The sequence below is a fragment of the Moritella sp. 5 genome (assembly GCF_018219455.1).
Lineage (GTDB): Bacteria > Pseudomonadota > Gammaproteobacteria > Enterobacterales > Moritellaceae > Moritella.
In genome coordinates, this window is sequence record NZ_CP056122.1 from 993,445 (window position 1) to 1,009,717 (window position 16,273).

The window sequence follows — 16,273 nt, forward strand, 5'->3', positions numbered from 1 at the left end:
GGTTTTTTTATGTCTGTATTATTTTCTACAAGGTTAAGCATTATTATAAAACGACGCTTAACCTTTTATTAGTGCTGGACTCATTGAGTACAGGAATACCGTTATTTTATTTTTAGGATTTTACTGGTGTTGGTTGAACCAACAGTATCCATTTTATCGCCTAATGTGAACAAGATAATATCACCAGGTTGCACTTGACCTGTTTCTTTAAGTACCGCGTAAGTACCTTCTATGATTTGTTCCTGAGATAAGCCTTCCGTGTTAAATAGTAGTGGGGTTACACCACGGTAAAGGGCTGTTGCATTCAATGTTTTTTGATGTGGAGACAAGCAGAAGATCGGTAAGCCTGAGCTAATACGTGACATCAATAATGGCGTAGTACCTGACTCACTCAATGCAACAATAGCCTTTACACCTTTTAAGTGATTCGCCGCATACATCGTCGACATCGCAATGGTTTCTTCAATTGAATCGAATGTATACTCGATACGGTGGTTTGAGACATTCATGCTTGGGTGTGTTTCTGCACCTAAACATACTTCTGCCATTGCTTTCACTGTTTCTACAGGGAAGTCACCGGCTGCTGTTTCTGCAGATAGCATGACCGCATCCGTACCATCAAGAACCGCATTTGCCACGTCCATCACTTCTGCACGTGTTGGCATTGGGCTATTGATCATTGATTCCATCATTTGTGTTGCGGTGATCACGACACGGTTATATTTACGTGATAAGTGGATCAGTGATTTTTGTACACCCACAAGTGCAGCATCACCAATTTCAACGCCTAGATCGCCACGTGCAACCATAATTGCGTCAGATGCTAGAATGATATCTATCATGCTTTCTTTTGTTGCTACAGTCTCTGCACGCTCAACTTTGGCGCAGATTTTAGCATTAGAGCCAGCAGCACGAACAAGTTCACGCGCATAATTGATATCATTGCCGTTACGCGGGAAAGAAACCGCAATAAAGTCGACGTCAATTTTAGCTGCGGTAAGAATATCTGCTTTATCTTTGTCAGTAAGCGCCTCAGCAGACAAACCACCACCTTGCTTGTTGATACCTTTGTTATTTGATAATGGGCCCGCTACAGTTACTTCTGTGTGGATCTGCTGACCTTTAATGTCGGTTACTTTTAATTGCACACGGCCATCGTCAAGTAGCAGAACATCACCCGCGAAAACATCATTTGCTAGCTCTGGATAATCGATACTAACGCATTCGTTATTACCTGCCGTTTTATCAAATGTGGCATCTAAGCAGAATTTATCACCTAGGTTTAATTGGATTTTTCCATCTGTAAATTTAGATACGCGGATCTTAGGACCTTGTAAGTCACCTAAAATAGCCACGTGTTTATTGTGTTTTTTAGCAATTTCACGAACGTCTTCGGCACGCTTGATATGGTCTTCGGCGTTACCGTGAGAAAAGTTCATACGTACCATATTGGCACCAGCAAGAATAATTTTTTCTAGATTATTATCGCGATCTGTTGCTGGACCTAAGGTGGTTACAATTTTAGTACGACGTAACATAATGACTCCATATGAATAATGAGATGATATTTTAAAGTATGTTATTTAAATACTGTCAGACAAAAGGTGATCTTAAATCGTATTAGTATGCAAAGGCTTGATTACCGTTTGGTGACAAAAATAAGTAAAAAAGTGATAGGGGAAATAAAAATGGCCACATATCAGCGGCCATTTTGAGATTAATCTATTTTGTTAAAGCGTGAATCCTTGATTGCGGATTTTACTTTCTTCAAGTTCTCTCTGAACTTTTCACCGCGACGTAATGTGAAACCTGTCGCCAGTACATCAACCAGTACCAATTGCGCGACACGTGATGCCATTGGCATATATACGTCCGTATCTTCCATTACATCAAGTGAAATAACCAGATTAGAGTATTCTGCTAGCGGTGAGTCCTGAGCAGTGATACCAATCACGATTGCATCATTTTCACGTGCGAGTTTCGCCACATCAACCATACTTTTAGTACGGCCTGTATGTGAGAACAATACCACTACCGAGTCTTCAGTACTGTTAATTACACTCATGCGTTGCATCATAATGTCATCAAAACAAATGACGGGTACGTTGAAACGGAAGAATTTATTTTCAGCGTCACGGGCAACCGATGCAGAAGCACCTAAGCCAAAGAATGAAATTTGTTTCGATTGAATAAGTAGATCAACCGCTTTATTAATCACTTCTGGATCTAAGCTGTTTTTTGCTGAGTCTAAGTGAGCGATAGTCGTTTCAAAGATCTTTTGCGTGTAAACCTCAGGACCATCGTTTGCTTCTACGTTTCTGTTTACGTACGGGGTACCGTTAGCCAAACTTTGTGCTAAATGTAATTTAAAATCAGGGTAACCTTTGGTATCTAGACGACGGCAAAAACGGTTAACTGTCGGTTCACTTACATCTGCAACTTTGGCAAGTGTCGCAATACTTGAATGAATAGCTGATTGCGGAGATTCTAGAATAACATCAGCAACCTTTTTTTCAGACTTACTGAATATTTCTAAATTTTGGATTATTTTTTCGAGCATACTCATGATATTTCCCTGGCAAGCTCCGCAATGGGCGCATGATAAAGTAATGAAGGTAAATGCGAATCTATAGCAGCATTATAAGCCTTGATGGATATTTATTACGTGAATTATGTAAAAAATATGAAGTAAGTCGAACTATTATTACATTTTTTACTTATGTTTAGCATCGTTCCACAGATTTTTGTGACTTTATTATGGTTAAAGTAGCTTAAACAGCATAAACATCGTGATAATGACGAATTTACAAGCAAGATCTATGTAGGTTTATAACTAGTTATAGTCGTAATATGTTTTCAAAATAGTAATAAAATTGCACAAACAATCATGTGCTATACCTACAGTAAGTAATATTCATTAATCAGGGAGTATTTTATGATCAGTACCTTTGATATGTTTAGTATTGGTATTGGGCCATCGAGCTCACACACTGTAGGTCCTATGCGCGCAGCATTTGATTTCTTACAACAGCTTAAAGTACTCGATAATAGTGAACCTATTTTAGGTATTAACGCTGCACTCTTTGGTTCGTTAGGACAGACGGGTGTTGGTCATGGCAGTGATGTCGCGGTTATTTTGGGGTTAGCAGGTTATGAACCAGACAAGATCGACTCTGAGCTGGTGCCCGCAATATTAACGAAAATAGAGGCACAGCAAGGCATTGACTTGAACGAGATTGGATTTGTGCCTTTTACGCGTGCTGAAAACATCATACTGCACCAGCGTAAAACCTTGTCTTATCACAGTAATGGGATGACGATAACAGCTTTAAGCCAAGATAATATTGTATTGAGTAAGACGTATTATTCAATTGGTGGTGGTTTTATTCTTGACCATGATCACATCGAACAGCCATTGGAAGTGAATGCCAAGATACCGCCAAAATATAAATTTGATAGTGCTGATGAACTCCTCACTATTTGTCGATTACACGGGTTATCTATTGCCAAGCTGATGTATGAAAATGAGCGTCAATTAAATCCCGATGATGTCATCAACAAAAAGCTATTACAGTTGCATAGCATCATGGTTGATTGTATCCATAGAGGTTGTCGTAATGAAGGAATTTTACCCGGTGGTTTAAAGGTTCGCCGTCGTGCACCTGGGTTATACCAGCGATTACAGGCGCCAGATGCCAAAGATGATACGTTTCACGGCATGGACTTTGTTAATATGTATGCGATGGCCGTGAATGAAGAAAATGCGGCTGGTGGACGTGTTGTTACGGCGCCGACCAATGGTGCTGCCGGTATTATTCCTGCGGTGATGTATTTTTATGATCAGTTCGTTAGCCCGTTAACAGAAGATAAAATAAAAATTTACCTATTAACCTGTGCAGCAATTGGGACTTTATATAAGAAAAATGCCTCTATTTCTGGCGCTGAAGTAGGGTGTCAGGGCGAGGTCGGTGTTGCTTGCTCTATGGCCGCTGCAGGCTTGACGGCAATAAGAGGCGGGACATTAGAGCAAGTCGAGCACGCCGCCGAAATCGGCATGGAGCATAACTTGGGGCTGACTTGTGATCCGATTGCTGGTTTGGTTCAGATTCCTTGTATTGAACGTAATGCCATTGGTGCGGTGAAAGCGATTAATGCGTCACGTATGGCGCGTATGGGAGCTGGAGACCATAAGGTATCGCTTGATCAGGTGATTAAAACAATGAAAGCCACAGGGGATGATATGAAAAATAAATATAAAGAGACATCGAAAGGCGGTTTAGCGATTAATGTGACGGTTTGTTAACTCAAATATAACAGTAAGGGTGTTAGAGCAATTCTATCAGTAAGGCGCTGGTTCAGGATTTGAATGTTAAACCTAGGCTCGAAGATGATCCGCGAGTACGGCCTAACTTATCATAGGTAATATTATTACGTGAGCGACTACGGACGATGGTATCGGTGAGTCGTTTACTATTACGCAGATTGAGTTCAATCAACTTACCGTTAACGTCATTCAATTCTTGGCATTGAGTGAGTTCGGTTTCAATTTGTTGTTTTTGAGATAGGTAGGTAGAGAGTAATTCTGCAACATCAGGGTGCTGGTTGATTTTGACATCGAGTTCGGCAATTTGGGTTATTTTTTGTTGCTTATCTTGACTGAGCTTTTCTAGTGCCGTGACGTCGCGTGACTCTAACGCTGATTTTTCAGCTGTCAGTAGAGCCAGTAATTGTTCCACATAAGATACCTGTAAAACGAGTAATTCGGGCAATGCTTTTATTGTCATCTCTGTTACGGTACTCGGTTATGCAAGTAAAGATTCGAAGTTAGACATATTCTTTGCTAATTTATTCGCATCAACTTGATAGCTACCATCAGCAATGGCCTTTTTCAAACTTTCGACTTTCGATGTGTTAACAGGTGTACCTTGAGCTAAATCATGTTCCATAGCGGTCAAACTTTTGGCTTGTGATGTAATGTTAACAGAGTCGCCTTGTGCTATACGTTGCGGTGAAGTTTGAGCCGGATTACCATTTTGAACACTGGTTTTCTGCTGCGCACTTCTTGCTTGATCTAGCTGGAGACTACGGTTATTTAAATTGGTTAAATTTATGGCCATTTTCCTACCTATTGAATTGTAAACAGGTGTACTAAAAGATTATCGACTTATGACAATAAAACTTTAGCAAAATTTAATAGTTTATTTGGATAATACCTGCTGCTTGGACAATACCCGAAACAGTTCGTTTCGATTTACTATTACGCACCTTGATTTTTTCACCCAAAATACCGTTAGCCAATGCTACACCATCAGTTTTCACGGTTAGATTGCCCACTGAACTGGTAATTGTAACGCTTTCACCTTTACACACAAGACATATATCTCGTGTTGAGATCATTTGTTCAGCCGAGAGTGGTCTCTTTAAGCGTGCTCTATTAACAAAAGTCAAATCCGAAATATAACCTGAGCGTAATAATAAACGGTTCATATATTCTATTTTAGTATTGTTTTTCGTTAATCGGCTACCTTTTGATAAAGGTCGACTGCTAACCACCACGGGTACTAGTCGAATAATCTTTATTGGTACGTAGAGTTGCCAGCTATCAGCACTCTTGCAACGTATTCTTACTGTCGCGGAGCGTTGTAAGCTTTTATTACCAACTAACTCTGCAGACATATTACCTTCACACTGAGTTACTGTTATTCTGCGGTCAATTTTTGTTACTTCTATACTTACTCGTTCATTCTGAGAGCTAGGTAGTTGCGCTTTGATAAAAGATTCTGCAAACTCTTCAATAACATGATGTTGATCTGTTGCGTTCGCAAGTGGTAAATAACTCACCAAACTGAAACAATAGAAAAACAACAATGAAAAAATATATTTAAGCATTTAGGTTTCTAAGCCGATATAAGATTAACGGTTACGTATAAAGTGATTTAAGAGCCAAACTTTTGACTGTTTTATACTGTAAACAACAAATATAAATGAATAATACAGTGGTAAGCAATATTTAAGCCATGTTGAAAATAAGCAACATTTACCTAAGGATGAATAATGGCAGGATTACTCGATACGGTCAATCAACGGACACAGTTGGTCGGACAAAACCGTCTAGAATTACTTATGTTCCGTTTAAACGGGCGACAGCGTTTTGGTATCAATGTATTTAAAGTAAAAGAAGTATTACAATGTCCGCCATTAACGACTCTGCCTAAGCTTCATCGTGTAGTGCGTGGCGTTGCCCATATACGTGGAAAAACGATCTCTGTGATTGATTTAAGCTTAGCCACGGGTGGTCGTCCAATTGAGGATCTAAGTAAGGCATTCATCATTATTTCTGAATATAATCGTTCAGTACAGGGCTTTTTAGTCTCGAGTGTTGAACGTATTATCAACATTAACTGGGAAGCTATTTTACCACCGCCAAAAGGTACAGGTCGATTTAGCTATTTAACGGCTGTGACAGAAGTTGATAAAGAACTCGTTGAAGTCTTAGATGTGGAGAAAATCCTGCATGAAGTGGCGCCAGTGAAAATGGAAGTTAGTGAAGGAATACTTGAAACGGCAACAGAAATTGATACGAAAGAAATAGAGAAAGTGATTCTTGTTGTAGATGATTCAAGTGTTGCACGTAATCAGATTAAGAAGGCAGTCTCTGACCTTGGCTTTAAGATTGTATTAGCTAAAGATGGTCGAGACGGGTTAAATAAACTTCGTGAAATGGCTGCCAATGGCCCAATTACCGACCAAATCGCGTTGATGATCTCAGATATTGAGATGCCAGAAATGGATGGTTATACACTTACTGCAGAAGTGAGAAATGATCAGTCATTGAATGGTTTATATATTATTTTACATACGTCGTTAAGTGGTGTGTTTAATCAGGCGATGGTAACTAAAGTTGGCGCAAACGATTTTATCGCAAAATTTAATCCAGATGAACTTGCGGGTGCGGTTTTAAAAGCATTAAAAGCAGCAGACCCTAGCTAGGGAATAGTTGTATTGAATAAATGTATTTTCATATAGAAAGTTGAGTAAAAAATAGTGCAAACATTGTCAAATGAAGTTTATACCCGTTTTAGTGAATTTCTTGAAATTCAGTGCGGTATTGTATTAGGGCAAAATAAACAATATTTAGTTAAAAGTCGCTTATTGCCACTATTGGCAAAGCATAAAATGACCAGTTTAACTGAGCTAGTACAAAAATCGATGACTATGTTAGCGCGTGATTTACGTAATGATGTTATTGATGCGATGACCACTAATGAAACGTTGTGGTTTCGTGATGTTTACCCGTTTGAGTATTTACAGGCTCAGATCTTACCTGAATTTATTAATAAAGGTCAGCCAATTAAGATCTGGTCTGCCGCCTCTTCATCTGGACAAGAACCATTTTCGATTGCCATGTCAGCGATTGAAACACAAGAAAAGCTCAAACGTTTAGTTAAACCTAATGTGCAAATTATTGGTACGGATATATCACCGACAATGATTCAGCACTGTAAGGAGGGGGTATATGACCGCTTAGCGCTTGGTCGTGGTTTGTCTCCTGAACGTAAGCGTCAGTTTTTTACGACACTACCTGATGATAAAATGCAGGTGAATCGTGACGTGCAGCAGTTAACGACATTTCGTGAAATAAATTTATTGGAAAGCTATGCTTTGCTCGGTAAGTTCGATATTATTTTTTGTCGTAATGTACTGATTTACTTTTCCCCAAAGATTAAAAGTCAGATCCTTAATCAATTTGCAGGATCATTAAAGCCGGGTGGGTACCTATTCTTAGGCGCATCAGAATCCTTGACTGGGTTAACGGATAAGTTTGAAATGGTCCGTTGTAATCCAGGGATCGTATATAGATTAAAATAGCTTATTTTATGACGGTTACTGTTTGAACATGGATGTTCGTTTATTGGCTATAATTGATCGCCATAAACCGTCAAAAAATTGATTTAACAGTTTATCTTTAGATAGCCTCCTGTATTTCCTCTCATGCCTTTAAATTACAATGTTAATAAAAACCACCTTTAGATAAGATTAAGGTGCTGATTTTAAAGTTATTATTTATTTTTAATTTATAGAGTAAATAAAGCAGTTCTATAATTACCTATTTTGGCACATATGTTGCTTTCATCATTTGTATCATCGTAATTATCCTGCGATTGATTACGATATAAATGTGATAGGAGGCGTTCATGGCTATTAATTTTGATAATGCATTGGGTATACACCAATATTCTGTTGGCGTAAGAGAGCGTCGTGCAGAGGTATTAGCCAGTAATATTGCTAATGCAGACACGCCAGGGTTTAAAGCGAAAGACTTAAGCTTTAAGGATGCACTTGCTAGTGCGACCCAAGGCAGTAGTTTTAATTTATCAAAAACTAGTGAGCGTCATATATCAGGCGGCAGAGGTATGGCGTCTGATGTTCAATATAGAATTCCGAATCAACCCGATACTGGTGACGGTAATACAGTTGATGTACAAACTGAGCGTGCGAGTTTTATGCAAAATAGCATGGAATATCAGGCATCACTGTCATTTTTAAGCAGTAAAATTCAAACTATGCGCAAGGCAATTAAAGGACAATAATTATGAGCTTATTTCGAGTCTTTGACGTTGCCGGTTCGGCAATGAGTGCACAATCGGTTCGTTTAAATACAACCGCGAGTAATCTTGCTAACGCGAATAGTGTGAGTAGTAGCGCCGGTGAGACCTATAAAGCGCGTTATCCTATTTTCCAAGCTCAATTTGATCAAGCTAATGCTGCGCAAAATGAAGCAGTTGGCGTGAATGTTGCAGGGATTGTAGAAAGTGATGCGCCATTAGTTAATGAATTTAATCCAAATCATCCATTAGCTGACGAAAATGGCTATGTATATCGTCCGAATGTAAACGTAATGGAAGAGATGGCAAACATGATTAGTGCATCTCGTTCATACCAAACTAACGTGCAAATAGCTGATTCTGCTAAACAAATGTTGAATAAGACATTAACGTTAGGTCAAGGTTAATAGAGGGTATTTGGCTGTGACGACAATTAATAACAGTAATAATATAGCTGACTTCAGCAGTCAGTTTAAAGCAGAAAAAAAAGATGCGGCAGAGCAAGCGGCAGAAACTACCCGCAAAGAGCTAGGTCAAGAAGACTTTTTCTCGTTACTTACACAAGAATTAGCTTATCAAGATCCGTTCAAACCGGTAGAAAACTCAGACATGGTGGCGCAAATGGCGTCATTTACTACTGCTGATGGTATTTCTAATATGGATAGCAAGTTTGAGCAGCTAAATACGATCATGAGCTCAAACCAAGCGCTGCAGGCATCGAGTCTGGTCGGTACTAAAGTATTGGCCCCAGCATCGTCAGCATTTTTGTCTGAAGGTGAGGATGTATCTGGTCGTATTGAATTACCACAGAGCGCACCAAATTTGCGTTTACAAATTGCCAATCAAGTTGGTGAAGTTGTTAAAGTGCTCGATATGGGTGAACAAAAAAGTGGTGCTATTGCCTTTAATTGGGATGGTACAGACATGAACGGCAAGAAAGTGGCGGAAGGAAGTTACCGCTTAAAAGCATCTGCATCGATAGACGGCAATGCACAAGACCTTAAAATATCAAGTTTTCAGCATGTCGAAAGTGTGAATATTGGTAATACAGGTAACGGTATTATGCTGAACTTGAAAGGTATGGGTAGTCTTCCTCTGAGCGAAGCAACAGAAGTTGCAGCTAAAACTTACTAATTTATTGAATAAGGACATCTTATGTCATTTAACATCGCCTTGAGTGGGATTAACGCTGCTCAGAAAGACCTTAATACAACGGCAAATAATATTGCTAACGTTAACACCACGGGTTTTAAAGAGTCTCGCGCCGAGTTTGGTGATGTTTATGCAACATCGATTTTCTCAAATGCAAAAACCTCTGTTGGTAACGGTGTGGCAACGGCTCATGTTGCACAACAGTTCCAACAAGGTAGTTTGAACTTTACCGATAACTCACTTGATTTGGCGATTAACGGTAATGGTTTCTTCGTTATGTCTGATGGACTTGAGTCTATGGACCGTAATTATACGCGTGCAGGTGCCTTTAAGCTTGATGCAAATAGTTTTGTGACTAATTCAGCGGGTAATTATCTGCAAGTTTATGATGTTAATGACGATGGATCACCAAAAGCGGTGAGTATGGCGTCAACCAAACCGCTACAAATCCCCGATACAGCAGGTGTGCCAGAGTCAACGCGCAATGTTGATATGACGATGAATTTACCGGCTACATCACCAGGATTAGACCCATTGAAATTTGATCCCGCAGACAGTGGCACCTATACTTCTGCGACGTCTGTTTCTATTTATGATTCGTTAGGTGAGTCACATACCTTATCAACTTATTACGTAAAAGATGGCTCTGCGGGTGCACCAGCAAACTCTTGGTTAGAGTTTAACTATGTGGATGATCAACCTCTTAATATTGTTGGTGGTCAGGCTGTTGCATCGGCTCCGGGAACTCCAGTAAAACCGACCGCGATGCGAATGACATTTGATTCATCAGGACTATTGCAACAGCAACTCCCTGCGATCGCAGAGACCTTGCCACTAGGCGCTATTTTAACTAACGGTGCGGATACCACTCAGACGATTAAACTTAATATCAATAACCCGACTCAGTTTGCGTCTGCATTTGAAGTTTCTAAGCTTGAGCAAGATGGGGCTACTGTGGGTCGATTAACGGGGATTGATATTGGCCCGGATGGTATGGTTGCGGCGAGCTACAGTAATGGTCGTAATGACAAGTTGGGTATGATTGCGATGGCTAAGTTTGCCAATGAACAAGGCTTGAGTCAGACGGGTGATACGGGCTGGCGTGCATCACAACTTTCGGGCGCTGCGATTGCTGGCGAAGCCAACTCAGGTACCTTTGGTAAGATTAATTCATCGGCACTAGAACAGTCTAATGTAAACTTGACCAGTGAGCTTGTTAACTTAATTACGGCACAACGTAACTACCAAGCCAATTCAAGAACATTAGAGGTTAACTCGAAACTACAAGATACAGTATTACAGATCCGTTAATGTAACGGACGAGTAAGCCATATAGCAAGTGGAATTATTCGACATATAATTTATCGAGAGATAAATTTTTGATAAAAGCCATCCTATTTAGGGTGGCTTTTTAATTTTGGCACTTTAATTGCTTTATTACTGAGATTAGACGGGTAATTAACGATTTCAACAAAAAGTGACAGAGGATTGACGAATGGACAATATGCTTTATATCTCTATGTCGGGTGCCAAAGAAAATATGAATGCATTGGCTGTTCGTGCCAATAATATTGCCAATGTGAATACACATGGTTTTAAGGCTGATTTTGAACAAGCGCGTTCAATGCAAGCGTTTGGTGAAGGCCTACCAACCCGTGTATTTGCTATTACCGAAAGTCCGGGGCAGGATTTTACTGCTGGAGGACTACAACAAACGGGTAATGCACTCGATGTTGCGATCCAAGGTGATGGTTGGTTAAGTGTGCTGGATGATAAGAATAAGGAAAGTTATACCCGTAGCGGCAGTCTGCACATGAGTCCGACTGGCGAGTTGTTGACATCGTCAGGTCGTTCTGTACTTGGTGAAAATGGTCCTATCGTGATCCCTGTCCCCGTTGAACAAATAAAAATTCATGCCGATGGCCGTATTGAGGTTCGTCCTCAGGGGGCTCCGGCAAATGCCTTGGAAGAAGTTGACCAATTAAAGCTGGTTAATCCCGATGTTCGAAATTTAGTTAAAGGCTATGATGGCATGTTTCGACAAGCGGATGGTATGCCAGCCGCCGTTGATTTAAATGTCCAAGTAGCAGGTGGCGCGTTAGAAACCAGTAATGTTAGTGCTGTTGGTGAACTCACCGGAATGATTAATTTGCAACGTCAATTTGAAATGCAGATAAAAATGATGAAAACAGCAGAAGAAAATGACAAAGCATCAGATTCGCTATTACGAGTGAATTAATTGTTCGTTGATGAGTCCACACAAAGTATAAATTAGACGAGGAAATGTTATGAATCCTGCATTATGGATAAGTAAAACCGGTTTAGAAGCACAGCAAACGAATATCTCAACCATTTCAAATAACTTAGCCAATGCCAGCACGGTTGGTTTTAAGAAAGAGCGCGCTATCTTTGAAGATTTATTGTACCAAGCGGTAAATCAACCGGGTGGTCAATCATCGCAAAATACCAAACTACCGTCTGGCTTAATGGTTGGTTCGGGTGCTCGGGTTGTTGCGACCCAAAAAGATCATTCTCAAGGTAATATGTTAACGACTGATAACTCGCTGGATTTAATGGTCAGTGGCCGTGGTTTTTTCGAAATTGAAATGCCGGATGGCACTACGTCATATACCCGTAACGGTCAATTCACTTTAAATGATGAAGGGATTATCGTGACACCTGGCACGGGTTATCCATTACAGCCGCAGATCCAAATACCTGCAGATGCACAAACTGTTACCGTTTCGGAAGATGGTGAAGTCTCGGTAAGTTTACCGGGTCAGACAAACAATCAAACCGTTGGTCAGATTAATATTTCAGACTTTGTTAATCCAGGTGGTCTACAGCCAATTGGACAAAATATGTATATTCAAACGGGTGCCAGTGGTGATCCGGTACAAGGTCTTCCAAGTAATGAAGGCCTGGGTAAATTAGTGCAAGGTGCGATTGAAACATCGAATGTAAACGTGACGGAAGAATTAGTAAATCTGATTGAAAGCCAACGTGTATATGAGATGAATTCAAAAGTAATCTCAGCGGTTGATGAAATGTTAAGTTATACCAATCAACAGTTATAATTTAACGGTTAATCGTTAAACATTAATTCATAACATCGAGAAATATAATGCGTAATCTTATCCTTGCTTTGTTTGTTTTTATCCAGCTAGCTGGTTGCTCGTCTTTGGTTAAAGTAAAAGATGACATGGTCGCTAAAAATACAGACACGACCAAAACCGAAGATGTGGAAGAACCAGCTGATGTGAACGAAACCCCACAGCAAGACTCACCTGATTATGCACCGATTGTACCCGATGATAATCCAGTACAAGCGAAAGTAACGGGATCGTTATTTAATCCACAATACAATAATAATATTTTCTCGGATATTAAAGCACGTCGTGTCGGTGACATCATTACTGTTACATTGACAGAGTCAACCAGTGCTAAAAAGAAAGCCAGCTCAAACCTAGGTAAAGATAACTCGTTTGAATTAGACCCTATCAAGCTTGGCGGTGACGAGGTGACTATTAGCGGTTATACGATTGAAGGTAGTTTAAATCAAACGAGTTCTTTTTCTGGAAATGGTTCTGCCGATCAGAGCAACAGTTTAGAAGGTAATATCTCTGTTACCGTCGTGCGTGTGTTACCTAATAATAACTTAGTTATTCGTGGTGAGAAGTGGCTCATGCTGAATAATGGGAGTGAGTATATTCGTCTTACTGGCTTATTACGCCCACAAGATGTCGACGCTGATAATAAAGTGAATTCTTCTTTGATCGCGAATGCGCGTATTCAATATGGCGCAATTGATGATTTGGGGGAAGCGCAAGTACAAGGCTGGGCAACTAAATTCCTGAATGGTAATAAATGGCCTTTTTAATCTGAGCCAATCTTTAAATAACATCTTGGTATGACAATTGCTATTAGCTCTATAACGCCCATTATTTCGCGGTTGTCATAATTTTGGCAGTAAGCTGTATAAACCAAAATAATGACAATTCTTATAGCACAGGTTATTTAGATGAAACTATCAACTCGGATTAAACGACAACATTTCTTATTCGGCATGAGCATTGTCTTGTTAAGCTTTTTTGTTGTTACGATCAATACTGCACATGCAGCGCGAATTAAAGATATAAGTTCTGTGCAAGGGGTTCGTGATAACCAATTAATCGGTTATGGTTTAGTGGTCGGTTTACCAGGTACAGGTGAAAAAAGTAATGCGTTTTCAGCGCAAAGTTTTAAAACTATGTTGAATAATTTTGGTATCACCATGCCTGAAGGCGCGAAAGTTAAAATTAAAAATGTCGCGGCCGTTGCGGTGAGCGCGGTATTACCCGCATTCACGAAACCTGGTCAAACGATTGATGTAACAGTTGCTGCTATCGGTGAAGCGAAAAGTTTACGCGGTGGTTTATTATTGCAGACCTTCCTGAAAGGTGCTGATGGACAAGTGTACGCGTTAGCGCAAGGTAGTCTTGTTGTAGGTGGTCTTGGCGTCGAGGGGAAAGATGGTTCAAAGGTGATAATTAATACGCCTACCGTCGGGCGTATCAGCAGTGGTGCTATTGTTGAAAAGGAAGTCGCGAATCCATTTGGCGATGGTGATTTTCTCACATTTAATTTACACCGTGGCGATTTTTCTAACGCGAAACGTCTTGCTGACTCAATTAATAATCTTGTCGGTCCTAATACTGCTTATCCAATGGACGCGACGTCAGTACGCGTACTTGCTCCTCGTGATATTTCCCAACGTGTTGCTTATTTAGCGACATTAGAAAATCTTGAATTAAAAATGGCAGATGAATCAGCAAAAATTATTGTTAATTCACGTACTGGTACCATTGTTATTGGTCAAAATGTCAGGCTAAAACCAGCTGCAATTACTCATGGTGGATTAACGGTGACCATTAATGAAACCCAAGAAGTCTCACAACCTAATGCTTTCGCTAATGGTGAAACTGTAGTTACTAATAAATCGACGATTAATGTGACTCAAGAAGATGCACGTATGTTTAAACTTGATGCGGGTGCGACACTCGATGATTTGATCCGCGCGGTCAATCAGGTTGGTATCGCGCCGGGTGATTTAATGTCAATTTTAGAAGCGCTTAAAGATGCGGGTGCATTAGATGGGCAGCTAATTATCATTTAATGGCGTGAAGCTAATTCAGCACGCTATGATTTATTTTATGAGCGCTATAACCAGTGATTGGCTATAGCGCTTTTTTGTATCTATTTCATTCTATTGTCAGAGTTGGTTTAAGAATTGCAGTGTTATGTATAAAGGTTAAAGTTAATACATTTTTAACTTTAAGTTGTTGATTATATTGCTTTGAACAGCGTCGGATAAATGGCAGTAGCTTTCAATCATTAAGTCAGTAATACGAATAGCTGACAAATAATAACTATCGAAAATAATAATAATCGAAAATAGTAACGGGCTGGGTATGGATAATTCATTTAAAACAAATGTAAGCAGTAACGTCTTAGATACACATAATCTGGATTCTTTGCGTAAAAGTGCGCTGAATAATGATGAAACTGCATTGAAAGAAGTCGCAAAGCAGTTTGAGTCTTTGTTTACCAATATGCTGATGAAAAGCATGCGTGACGCGAATACTGCATTTGAAACCGAAAGTCCAATGAATAACAACTACACCCAGTTTTATCGTGATATGCAAGATAAACAAATGGCAGCGGATATGAGCCAATCAGGCAGTATGGGTTTAGCGGATGTTATCGTTAAGCAGTTGTCGAATAATGGCGGCAATTATATGCCAGCTTCGTCATTGCAAGGGGATAGTAACCCATTGCAAAACTTACAAGCCACTAAGGCTGTAGATACAGGGTTAATAGAAGATAAAGACGCTGCTACAGTCCCGACGATTGACAAAGAGGGGAGTCTTATTGTTGATGGGAAGCAAGCGAATACCACATTACCCACGGCAGAAAAACCTAGCCAGGTACAATTCAACAGCCCTGAAGAGTTCGTTGTTGCATTAGCGCCTTTTGCGGACTCGGTGGCTAAACGCTTAAATGTCTCTCCGGATGTATTACTTGCTCAAGCAGCGTTAGAAACGGGCTGGGGTAAGAAGGTATCGACTGATAATAAAGGTGATAGCTCACACAACTTATTCAATATTAAAGCAGATAAACGTTGGGAAGGTCCGACAGCAAATGTGGATACCCTAGAGTTTACCGACGGTGTGGCTAAACGTGAAAAACATCAATTTAGAAGTTACCAAAACTTTCAGTCGAGCTTTAATGATTTTGCTGATTTCTTGCAATCAGGCGATCGTTACAGTGAGGCATTACGTAATTCTGCAGACTCGGCACAGTTCTTGAATGGTTTACAGAATGCGGGTTATGCAACAGATCCTAACTATGCAGCGAAAATACAAAATGTCATGAAACATGATGCATTTAAATAGCCTTGCTTAGTTGAGTAACTGAATAAGTTATAACTGAATATAAAGAATTACAGATAATCTATTTTGGAGTGATGATCTGAT

Annotated in this window: 17 protein-coding genes; 12 read left to right on the forward strand and 5 right to left on the reverse strand. The window is 39.9% G+C overall.

All coding sequences use genetic code 11. The features are described 5' to 3' along the window. Positions 1–101: 101 nt before the first annotated feature. Together pyk and HWV01_RS04555 are read right to left on the reverse strand one after the other, a co-directional pair. On the reverse strand, positions 102–1,538 hold the full coding sequence (gene pyk, locus HWV01_RS04550) for a pyruvate kinase (protein ID WP_211674270.1): 1,437 nt from the start codon (positions 1,536–1,538) through the stop codon (positions 102–104). A 179-nt stretch (positions 1,539–1,717) separates the two neighbouring features. Further along, positions 1,718–2,566: a MurR/RpiR family transcriptional regulator gene (locus tag HWV01_RS04555; RefSeq protein WP_045111479.1), complete on the reverse strand. Its 849-nt coding sequence runs from the start codon at positions 2,564–2,566 to the stop codon at positions 1,718–1,720. A gap of 369 nt (positions 2,567–2,935) precedes the next feature. Between HWV01_RS04555 and HWV01_RS04560 the strand changes: the two genes are divergently transcribed. After that, a complete protein-coding gene (locus HWV01_RS04560; protein WP_211674271.1) occupies positions 2,936–4,303 on the forward strand; it encodes an L-serine ammonia-lyase in 1,368 nt (455 codons plus the stop codon). A 52-nt stretch (positions 4,304–4,355) separates the two neighbouring features. Here HWV01_RS04560 and HWV01_RS04565 read toward each other — a convergent pair whose 3' ends face one another. The 3 genes from HWV01_RS04565 to flgA form a co-directional block, all read right to left on the reverse strand. After that, complete coding sequence (locus HWV01_RS04565; RefSeq protein WP_211674272.1) at positions 4,356–4,784, reverse strand: flagella synthesis protein FlgN; 429 nt, start codon at positions 4,782–4,784, stop codon at positions 4,356–4,358. Between the two features lie 18 nt (positions 4,785–4,802). Next, the gene (gene flgM / locus HWV01_RS04570) at positions 4,803–5,117 is read right to left on the reverse strand and encodes a flagellar biosynthesis anti-sigma factor FlgM (RefSeq protein WP_211674273.1); all 315 of its coding nucleotides are present in this window, start codon (positions 5,115–5,117) and stop codon (positions 4,803–4,805) included. 73 nt (positions 5,118–5,190) lie between these two features. Next, a complete protein-coding gene (flgA, locus tag HWV01_RS04575; RefSeq protein WP_211674274.1) occupies positions 5,191–5,889 on the reverse strand; it encodes a flagellar basal body P-ring formation chaperone FlgA in 699 nt (232 codons plus the stop codon). A gap of 165 nt (positions 5,890–6,054) precedes the next feature. On the opposite strand from flgA, the gene HWV01_RS04580 reads away from it, so the two are divergent. From HWV01_RS04580 to flgJ, 11 genes are all read left to right on the forward strand, one after another. After that, positions 6,055–6,990: a chemotaxis protein CheV gene (locus HWV01_RS04580; protein WP_211674275.1), complete on the forward strand. Its 936-nt coding sequence runs from the start codon at positions 6,055–6,057 to the stop codon at positions 6,988–6,990. Positions 6,991–7,044: 54 nt separating this feature from the next. Then, on the forward strand, positions 7,045–7,869 hold the full coding sequence (locus tag HWV01_RS04585) for a protein-glutamate O-methyltransferase CheR (RefSeq protein WP_211674276.1): 825 nt from the start codon (positions 7,045–7,047) through the stop codon (positions 7,867–7,869). A gap of 326 nt (positions 7,870–8,195) precedes the next feature. After that, positions 8,196–8,591 (forward strand): flagellar basal body rod protein FlgB, encoded by a 396-nt coding sequence (flgB, locus tag HWV01_RS04590; protein ID WP_211674277.1) that lies wholly within the window; start codon positions 8,196–8,198, stop codon positions 8,589–8,591. A 2-nt stretch (positions 8,592–8,593) separates the two neighbouring features. After that, positions 8,594–9,013 (forward strand): flagellar basal body rod protein FlgC, encoded by a 420-nt coding sequence (gene flgC, locus HWV01_RS04595; protein ID WP_045111470.1) that lies wholly within the window; start codon positions 8,594–8,596, stop codon positions 9,011–9,013. A gap of 16 nt (positions 9,014–9,029) precedes the next feature. Further along, positions 9,030–9,740 (forward strand): flagellar hook assembly protein FlgD, encoded by a 711-nt coding sequence (locus HWV01_RS04600; protein ID WP_211674278.1) that lies wholly within the window; start codon positions 9,030–9,032, stop codon positions 9,738–9,740. A gap of 21 nt (positions 9,741–9,761) precedes the next feature. Next, the gene (gene flgE, locus HWV01_RS04605) at positions 9,762–11,069 is read left to right on the forward strand and encodes a flagellar hook protein FlgE (protein ID WP_211674279.1); all 1,308 of its coding nucleotides are present in this window, start codon (positions 9,762–9,764) and stop codon (positions 11,067–11,069) included. A 184-nt stretch (positions 11,070–11,253) separates the two neighbouring features. Next, entirely contained in the window at positions 11,254–11,997 is a 744-nt protein-coding gene (flgF, locus tag HWV01_RS04610; protein WP_211674280.1) for a flagellar basal-body rod protein FlgF, read from the forward strand. A gap of 49 nt (positions 11,998–12,046) precedes the next feature. After that, positions 12,047–12,835 (forward strand): flagellar basal-body rod protein FlgG, encoded by a 789-nt coding sequence (gene flgG, locus HWV01_RS04615; RefSeq protein WP_211674281.1) that lies wholly within the window; start codon positions 12,047–12,049, stop codon positions 12,833–12,835. Between the two features lie 47 nt (positions 12,836–12,882). Then, positions 12,883–13,638, forward strand: coding sequence for a flagellar basal body L-ring protein FlgH (locus HWV01_RS04620; RefSeq protein WP_211674282.1), 756 nt, complete (start codon positions 12,883–12,885; stop codon positions 13,636–13,638). Between the two features lie 141 nt (positions 13,639–13,779). Further along, positions 13,780–14,913, forward strand: a complete 1,134-nt coding sequence (locus HWV01_RS04625) for a flagellar basal body P-ring protein FlgI (protein ID WP_045111464.1) — start codon at positions 13,780–13,782, stop codon at positions 14,911–14,913. 295 nt (positions 14,914–15,208) lie between these two features. Beyond that, positions 15,209–16,192: a flagellar assembly peptidoglycan hydrolase FlgJ gene (gene flgJ, locus HWV01_RS04630; protein WP_211674283.1), complete on the forward strand. Its 984-nt coding sequence runs from the start codon at positions 15,209–15,211 to the stop codon at positions 16,190–16,192. Positions 16,193–16,273: the final 81 nt, after the last annotated feature.

What these genes read in the sequence shown, in the direction of transcription:
- pyk (WP_211674270.1), bottom strand. Translation starts at nt 1,538, where the DNA reads ATGTTACGTCGTACTAAAATTGTAACCACCTTAGGTCCAGCAACAGAT.
- HWV01_RS04555 (WP_045111479.1), bottom strand. Translation starts at nt 2,566, where the DNA reads ATGAGTATGCTCGAAAAAATAATCCAAAATTTAGAAATATTCAGTAAG.
- HWV01_RS04560 (WP_211674271.1), top strand. Translation starts at nt 2,936, where the DNA reads ATGATCAGTACCTTTGATATGTTTAGTATTGGTATTGGGCCATCGAGC.
- HWV01_RS04565 (WP_211674272.1), bottom strand. Translation starts at nt 4,784, where the DNA reads ATGACAATAAAAGCATTGCCCGAATTACTCGTTTTACAGGTATCTTAT.
- flgM (WP_211674273.1), bottom strand. Translation starts at nt 5,117, where the DNA reads ATGGCCATAAATTTAACCAATTTAAATAACCGTAGTCTCCAGCTAGAT.
- flgA (WP_211674274.1), bottom strand. Translation starts at nt 5,889, where the DNA reads ATGCTTAAATATATTTTTTCATTGTTGTTTTTCTATTGTTTCAGTTTG.
- HWV01_RS04580 (WP_211674275.1), top strand. Translation starts at nt 6,055, where the DNA reads ATGGCAGGATTACTCGATACGGTCAATCAACGGACACAGTTGGTCGGA.
- flgB (WP_211674277.1), top strand. Translation starts at nt 8,196, where the DNA reads ATGGCTATTAATTTTGATAATGCATTGGGTATACACCAATATTCTGTT.
- flgC (WP_045111470.1), top strand. Translation starts at nt 8,594, where the DNA reads ATGAGCTTATTTCGAGTCTTTGACGTTGCCGGTTCGGCAATGAGTGCA.
- flgE (WP_211674279.1), top strand. Translation starts at nt 9,762, where the DNA reads ATGTCATTTAACATCGCCTTGAGTGGGATTAACGCTGCTCAGAAAGAC.
- flgF (WP_211674280.1), top strand. Translation starts at nt 11,254, where the DNA reads ATGGACAATATGCTTTATATCTCTATGTCGGGTGCCAAAGAAAATATG.
- flgG (WP_211674281.1), top strand. Translation starts at nt 12,047, where the DNA reads ATGAATCCTGCATTATGGATAAGTAAAACCGGTTTAGAAGCACAGCAA.
- HWV01_RS04620 (WP_211674282.1), top strand. Translation starts at nt 12,883, where the DNA reads ATGCGTAATCTTATCCTTGCTTTGTTTGTTTTTATCCAGCTAGCTGGT.
- HWV01_RS04625 (WP_045111464.1), top strand. Translation starts at nt 13,780, where the DNA reads ATGAAACTATCAACTCGGATTAAACGACAACATTTCTTATTCGGCATG.
- flgJ (WP_211674283.1), top strand. Translation starts at nt 15,209, where the DNA reads ATGGATAATTCATTTAAAACAAATGTAAGCAGTAACGTCTTAGATACA.